At 70.6% G+C, this 5,323-nt stretch carries 6 protein-coding genes and 1 pseudogene; 5 read left to right on the top strand and 2 right to left on the bottom strand.

Annotation, left to right across the window (positions count from 1 at the left end; genetic code table 11):
* Positions 1–83: 83 nt before the first annotated feature.
* Entirely contained in the window at positions 84–344 is a 261-nt protein-coding gene (locus ACFWB8_RS36705; protein ID WP_385237558.1) for a hypothetical protein, read from the bottom strand.
* A 119-nt stretch (positions 345–463) separates the two neighbouring features.
* Here ACFWB8_RS36705 and ACFWB8_RS36700 point away from each other — a divergent pair.
* A pseudogene (locus ACFWB8_RS36700) lies at positions 464–550 on the top strand (transposase); the annotation flags it as partial.
* A 55-nt stretch (positions 551–605) separates the two neighbouring features.
* Here ACFWB8_RS36700 and ACFWB8_RS36695 read toward each other — a convergent pair.
* On the bottom strand, positions 606–1,385 hold the full coding sequence (locus ACFWB8_RS36695; protein WP_385237555.1) for a helix-turn-helix transcriptional regulator: 780 nt from the start codon (positions 1,383–1,385) through the stop codon (positions 606–608).
* A gap of 244 nt (positions 1,386–1,629) precedes the next feature.
* Between ACFWB8_RS36695 and ACFWB8_RS36690 the strand changes: the two genes are divergently transcribed.
* From ACFWB8_RS36690 to ACFWB8_RS36675, 4 genes are all read left to right on the top strand, one after another.
* Positions 1,630–2,607 carry an aldo/keto reductase gene (locus ACFWB8_RS36690; RefSeq protein ID WP_385237552.1) on the top strand — a complete coding sequence of 326 codons (978 nt, stop codon included), beginning with the start codon at positions 1,630–1,632 and terminating at the stop codon, positions 2,605–2,607.
* Positions 2,608–2,661: 54 nt separating this feature from the next.
* Complete coding sequence (locus ACFWB8_RS36685; protein ID WP_385237545.1) at positions 2,662–3,513, top strand: aldo/keto reductase; 852 nt, start codon at positions 2,662–2,664, stop codon at positions 3,511–3,513.
* Positions 3,514–3,630: 117 nt separating this feature from the next.
* Entirely contained in the window at positions 3,631–3,888 is a 258-nt protein-coding gene (locus ACFWB8_RS36680) for a twin-arginine translocation signal domain-containing protein (RefSeq protein ID WP_385237541.1), read from the top strand.
* Positions 3,889–4,014: 126 nt separating this feature from the next.
* Entirely contained in the window at positions 4,015–5,232 is a 1,218-nt protein-coding gene (locus ACFWB8_RS36675) for a hypothetical protein (protein WP_385237538.1), read from the top strand.
* Positions 5,233–5,323: the final 91 nt, after the last annotated feature.

Here is a 5,323-nt window from a genome sequence, read left to right as displayed (position 1 = left end):
CATGACTCGTCCGATCCGCCTGGCCCACAGGCCCGAGGCCGAGCCCCGGGCCAGGCTTCCACATCACGGACTTACACGATCTTTCAGACACGCTCTACGGCCGCCGCGAGGTCGGTCCGGGCGGGGGACAGGAAGGGCGCGTGGGCTGGGTCGGCTTCGGTCAGGCGCTTGCGGCACGCCCCGGCCACCCGCTTCAGCCAGGACCGCCCGGCGGCGTCGAAGGTGGCGTCGGGTTCGCTGCGGGCGTCGCCGCCGACGTACAGGCGGGAAGCTGCGGTCCGCCACAGCGTGGTGAGCGCCTCGTCGGAGAGCGTGGAGTCCAGCAGCCGCTGTACGTCCTCCAACAGTACGGCCGCGTGCGAGGCGGGGGCGTCTCCCGCGTCCTCGCCTATCTGGTCGACGCCGACGGCGTCCTGCCATCGAACCCGGGGTGCTGTTCGAAGGCGACGACCGCCTGGCCGACCGGCGGGTGCTGAACGGGATTGTGTGGAAGCCGTGGACAGGGTCGGCGTGGCGTGATGTGCCGCAGCGGTACGGGCCTTGGCGGACTGGAGGCGGATGAGGAGCGGTTACTTCGAGCTCGGTGCGACGGACGCACGCACGGGTCAGTGCTTGCGTCCGGACGGCGTCGGCGTGGTCTGCACGGCGGTCATGTCGAGCAGGAGCAGGGCATCGTGGTCAGAGGTGCCGGGCTCGGCGGTGTAGACGCCGATGCGCTGATTCGGCGTGCCCTCCAGCTGCATGGACTGGGAGGTCAGTGTGACCGTCCCGACGCGGGGGTGCGCGAAGGTCTTCTGCATGGGCTTGCGGCCGGTGACTTCGTAGCGCTCCCACAGCCCGGCGAAGGGGAAGAGCTTGCGGGCGGCGGGGTGGAGGAAGAGGTAGCGGGCGAGGTTGCGGTGCTTGGCCGGCCAGTCCTCCAGCCCCGCGTACAGGGCGAGGCCGCCGGGGTTCCAGGCCAGCATGTCCATACTGCGACTGATGGCGTAGGCGGGGTTGGGCCGCAGTGACTCCAGGAGCAACTTCAGGTGCGGGCGCACGATGCGGCTCGGGGCCAGCGGCGGCTCGGGCGCGTAGCGGGCAGCGCGGGCAGCGAGCTCGCGCAGGTGCTGGTGCTCTTGGTCGTCCATCTGCAGGGCTCGGGCGAGCGCGTCCAGGACGGAGGGGCTGGGGCGGGTCTCCTTGCCAGGTTCCAGGCGCACGCAGTAGTCGATGCTGATCCCGGCGAGGGTGGCCAGCTCCTCGCGGCGCAGCCCGGGGGTGCGGCGTAGCCCGGGGCCGACGGCGAGGCCGGCCTGCTGGGGGCTGGTCCGGGTGCGGCGGGCGCGCAGGAAGAGGCCCAGTTCCGCGCCCTCGCTGGTGCCGGTGGGGTGCTCGGATGCCATGACTTCAGTGTCACACCGCGCTGACCTGGGCGGCAGTGCGGTGGGGGGCCCTGTCGTTACCCCCGAACAGCCCGGCCTGCCTCCGGACGCGAAAGAGCGCCAGGCTGGGTAGACGACGGCCCGTGCCGCCCCGCAGGGAGCCGGGATCCGGATCGCGGTCCGTGACCGCGTGTCGTGGGGAGCGACGACGGCGCGGCGTCCAGGGTGGGCACAGCCGGAGAAGACGACGGAGCGGAGAGAGCAGATGCGGTACATCAAGCTGCGTGACCTGGAAGTTTCCCGGATCGGTCTGGGCGCGATGGGGATGACCCACGGCTATACCGGGTCCGGTACGGACGAGGCGGAGTCGATCCGTACCGTGCACCGGGCGCTGGAGCTGGGCGTCACGCTGATCGACACCGCCGAGATCTACGGCCCCTACACGAATGAGGAACTTCTCGGCCGGGCGTTGAAGGGTCGGCGTGATCAGGTGGTGCTGGCGACGAAGTTCGGCCTGGTCTCGCACGCGGACGAGGGCCCGTGGAACCTCGACAGCAGCCCCGCCAACATCCGCACGGCCGTCGAAGGATCGCTCAAGCGCCTCGGCACCGACCACATCGACCTCTACTACCAGCACCGGGTCGACCCGGGCACCCCTATCGAGGAGACGGCCGGCGCGGTCGGTGAACTGATCACCGAGGGGAAGGTCCGCGCGTTCGGGCTGTCCGAGGCCGGCCCGGACACCATCCGCCGCGCCCACGCCGTCCAGCCGGTGACCGCGGTGCAGTCGGAGTACTCCCTGTGGACGAGGGGCGTGGAGGAGCGGGTCCTGCCGGTACTGCGCGAGCTGAACGTCGGCCTGGTGCCGTTCTCCCCGCTCGGGCGCGGCTTCCTGACCGGCACGATCCGTTCCACCGACCAGTTCGACCAGGACGACTTCCGGCGCGACAACCCGCGCTTCACCGGCGAGAACTTCCAGCGCAACCTGGCAATCGCCGACGAGGTCCAGGCCGTCGCTGCCGAGGCCGGCGCCACGCCCGCGCAGGTCGCGCTGGCCTGGCTGCTCGCGCAGGGCGACGACATCGCCCCGATCCCCGGCACCAAGCGCGTGACCCGGGTCGAGGAGAACACCGGCGCCGACGGCATCACCCTTACCAGCGAGCAGATCGACAAGCTCAGCAGTCTGCCGCCGGCCGCCGGCGACACCCACACCGAGGCCCAGGCGCAGATGCTCGAACGCTGAACCCCTGCCCCGTCCGGCCGCCCGGCGCTCGCACCCGCCCCAAGGAAGATCCGCATGCAGACCGTCACCCTGAACAACGGCATCGAGATGCCGATCCTCGGCTACGGCGTCTACCAGATTCCGCCGGAACAGACCGAGCAGGCCGTCACCGACGCCCTCGCGGCGGGCTACCGGCTCCTCGACACCGCGGCCGCCTACGGCAGCGAGGAAGCCGTCGGCCGCGCCATCAAGAACAGCGGGGTCGCGCGGGAGGAACTGTTCGTCACCACCAAGCTGTGGGTCCAGGACGCACCAGCCCAGGACAACACCCGCCGCGCCCTGGAGACGTCCCTGGCCAAGCTGGGCCTGGACCACCTCGACCTGTACCTGATGCACCAGCCCTACGGCGACGTGTACGGGCAGTGGCGCTCTATGGAGGCCGCCAACCGGGAAGGCCTGGCCAAGGCTATCGGTGTCGCCAACTTCTACCCCGACCGGCTCCTGGACCTCATCCTCAACAACGAGATCGCCCCGGCGGTCAACCAGATCGAGACCCACCCCTTCTTCCAACGCACCACCGACCACGACCTGATGCGCGAGCACGGCGTCCAGCACCAGTCCTGGGGTGGCTTCGCCGAAGGCAAGAACGACCTGTTCACCCACCCCGTCCTGAGCGAGATCGGCACGGCGCACGACAAGTCCGCGGCCCAGGTCGTACTCCGCTGGCTGATCCAGCGGGACATCGTCACCATCCCCAAGTCGGTCAGCCCCGACCGTATGGCGCAGAACTTCGACGTCTTCGACTTCGCACTCACCGACCAGCAGATGGCCCAGAACACCGACCTCGACACCGGCACGACGCTGTTCTTCGACCACCACGACCCCGGGATGGTCGCCTGGCTCAGCAAGCGCCGCCTGGCCAGCTGAGCAGCAGGAGTTTCCGGCCCGACGCTCCACCGACGGCCGACCGGGTACCCCGAGCGGGCGCCCGCGGTACCCGGTCGGCACTCGTTCCGCCTCATCGGTTCACGGGAGCAGTCCACCGTGACCACGCCACAGCACAGCATCGCCGGACCGTCTCGGCGCACCGTTCTGCGCGGAGCGCTGCTGGCAGGAGCCACCCTCGTGACCGGATCCCCCGTCGCCTTCCGCATCGACCTGGCCCAGGAGGGCGATGAGGACCTTCTCCCAGGCGCCGTCGGCGGCCCCTTCCGCAGCCGGCTTCCACTAGCCGACGCCTCGGGCAGGTCCATCCACGGCGTCCCGGTGCGGTACTTGAACGCGATAGCGTTGATCACCTGACGGTAATCCCGCCTCCGCCCACCCCGCGAGGCGGCCGAAACCAACGATCAGATGATCCGAAGGAATCGGCCTGGACGGTGCCCTCGGCCAGGACTTCGGAGCGGTCCTTGTGGGCATCCTCGGGCCATGGCCCTGAAAATATCGTGGCTGAACCACGCGATCGCCGATGCCGGTCTCGTCACCGTGTACTGGTTCCCTGAGGAGGCCGCGGAGGCCGAGGGCGCCGTCCCGGGCCTGCTGGGCTCCTCGCGCGTGTCGCGCACCCGCGTGCAGGTGGCCAGCACCCCGCAGGAGGTGACCGCCTGGAATGCCGCCGCCCTCGCCTACTTGGGTGAACTCGCTCCTGTCATAGGGGAGTTGGAGCGGGTCGAGGAGCGTGTCCGGCGATGGCGCAGGCGGTTGGTGAGCCGGCGGTGGGCCGAGGCGACGTACGGGAGGGCCAAGGCGGCCTTCCTGGACCGGGTGGAGCCCGCGGCAGCCATCTACCGGCCGGTGCGGGAGGCGGTGGAGCGGCGGATCGCCGAACAGGAGGCCCAGCGTATCGAGGAGGGCCGACGTGCCTACCGGGAACAGGAACGGCGGCGGGCGGAGGCCCGGGCCCGATTCGAGGAGTGGGAGTGGCGCCAGGCGGCCGCAGACCGGCCGCTGCCCGGCGGGAGCACTCCGCGGGAGCTGGCGGCGCGGGGCGAGACACCGCAGGCCTGGCCCGCCGAGCTGCGAGAGACGGTCGGTGACACCGACGCCTGGTGGCAGCGCGTCCGCGCCTCGGTCCGCAACCAGCGGGCCCGCGAGGAGGCCGTACAGAAGGTGGCCGGGGTGATCACCGCGACCGCGGCGGCCCTGGAGGCGGCCGGCCGGCCCGGCATCAGCGCTGTCAAGGACAGGCCGTACGAGGTGCGCCACGGCTGGTGGGTGCTCTTCACGTGGTCCGGCCTGCCGGACGTCACCTGGCTCAGGACACCGCCGGACATGCCGATGGGACACCTGTACGCAGGGCAGTGGCGCGACGACTCGTACCACCCGGACCGGATCCTTCTCATGCGGAGGCCGTCCGGTGCCTACGGTCTGGCGGTCGTGACCAGTGAGAGAATCGCGAACGGACTGGCCACCCGGTACGGGTGGTGGGAATGGGAGATCGAACGGTTCGCGCAGGCACTGGTCCCCGACGGGCTCGTCTACCACACGACCCACACGTTCGAGCTCGCGGTGCGCCTGCGCATCACCGACCACGCCGACCCGGCCGTCTTCGTACCGTACGCCGACGCGGTCGCACGCCGCGCGACCGCGGCCTTCCGGACGGTGGCGGCCGGTCGGGCCTGGCCTGATCCGAAAGGCACGGCCTAGCTGTATTGCCCCGGGAGGTTGTGGACGGGTGATCGAGGTCTCGGCTGAGGAGTCTTGAACGGGTGAGGGCCTTCCGGGTTCGGTGTGGATT

It is taken from the genome of Streptomyces sp. NPDC060031, assembly GCF_042736805.1.
GTDB lineage: Bacteria > Actinomycetota > Actinomycetes > Streptomycetales > Streptomycetaceae > Streptomyces.
Note: the sequence above shows the minus strand (reverse complement) of the source record. Positions and strands in the feature narration are given on the sequence as shown.

Coding starts and splice junctions, on each gene's coding strand:
- ACFWB8_RS36675 (WP_385237538.1), top strand. CDS start 4,015: ATGGCCCTGAAAATATCGTGGCTGAACCACGCGATCGCCGATGCCGGT.
- ACFWB8_RS36695 (WP_385237555.1), bottom strand. CDS start 1,385: ATGGCATCCGAGCACCCCACCGGCACCAGCGAGGGCGCGGAACTGGGC.
- ACFWB8_RS36690 (WP_385237552.1), top strand. CDS start 1,630: ATGCGGTACATCAAGCTGCGTGACCTGGAAGTTTCCCGGATCGGTCTG.
- ACFWB8_RS36685 (WP_385237545.1), top strand. CDS start 2,662: ATGCAGACCGTCACCCTGAACAACGGCATCGAGATGCCGATCCTCGGC.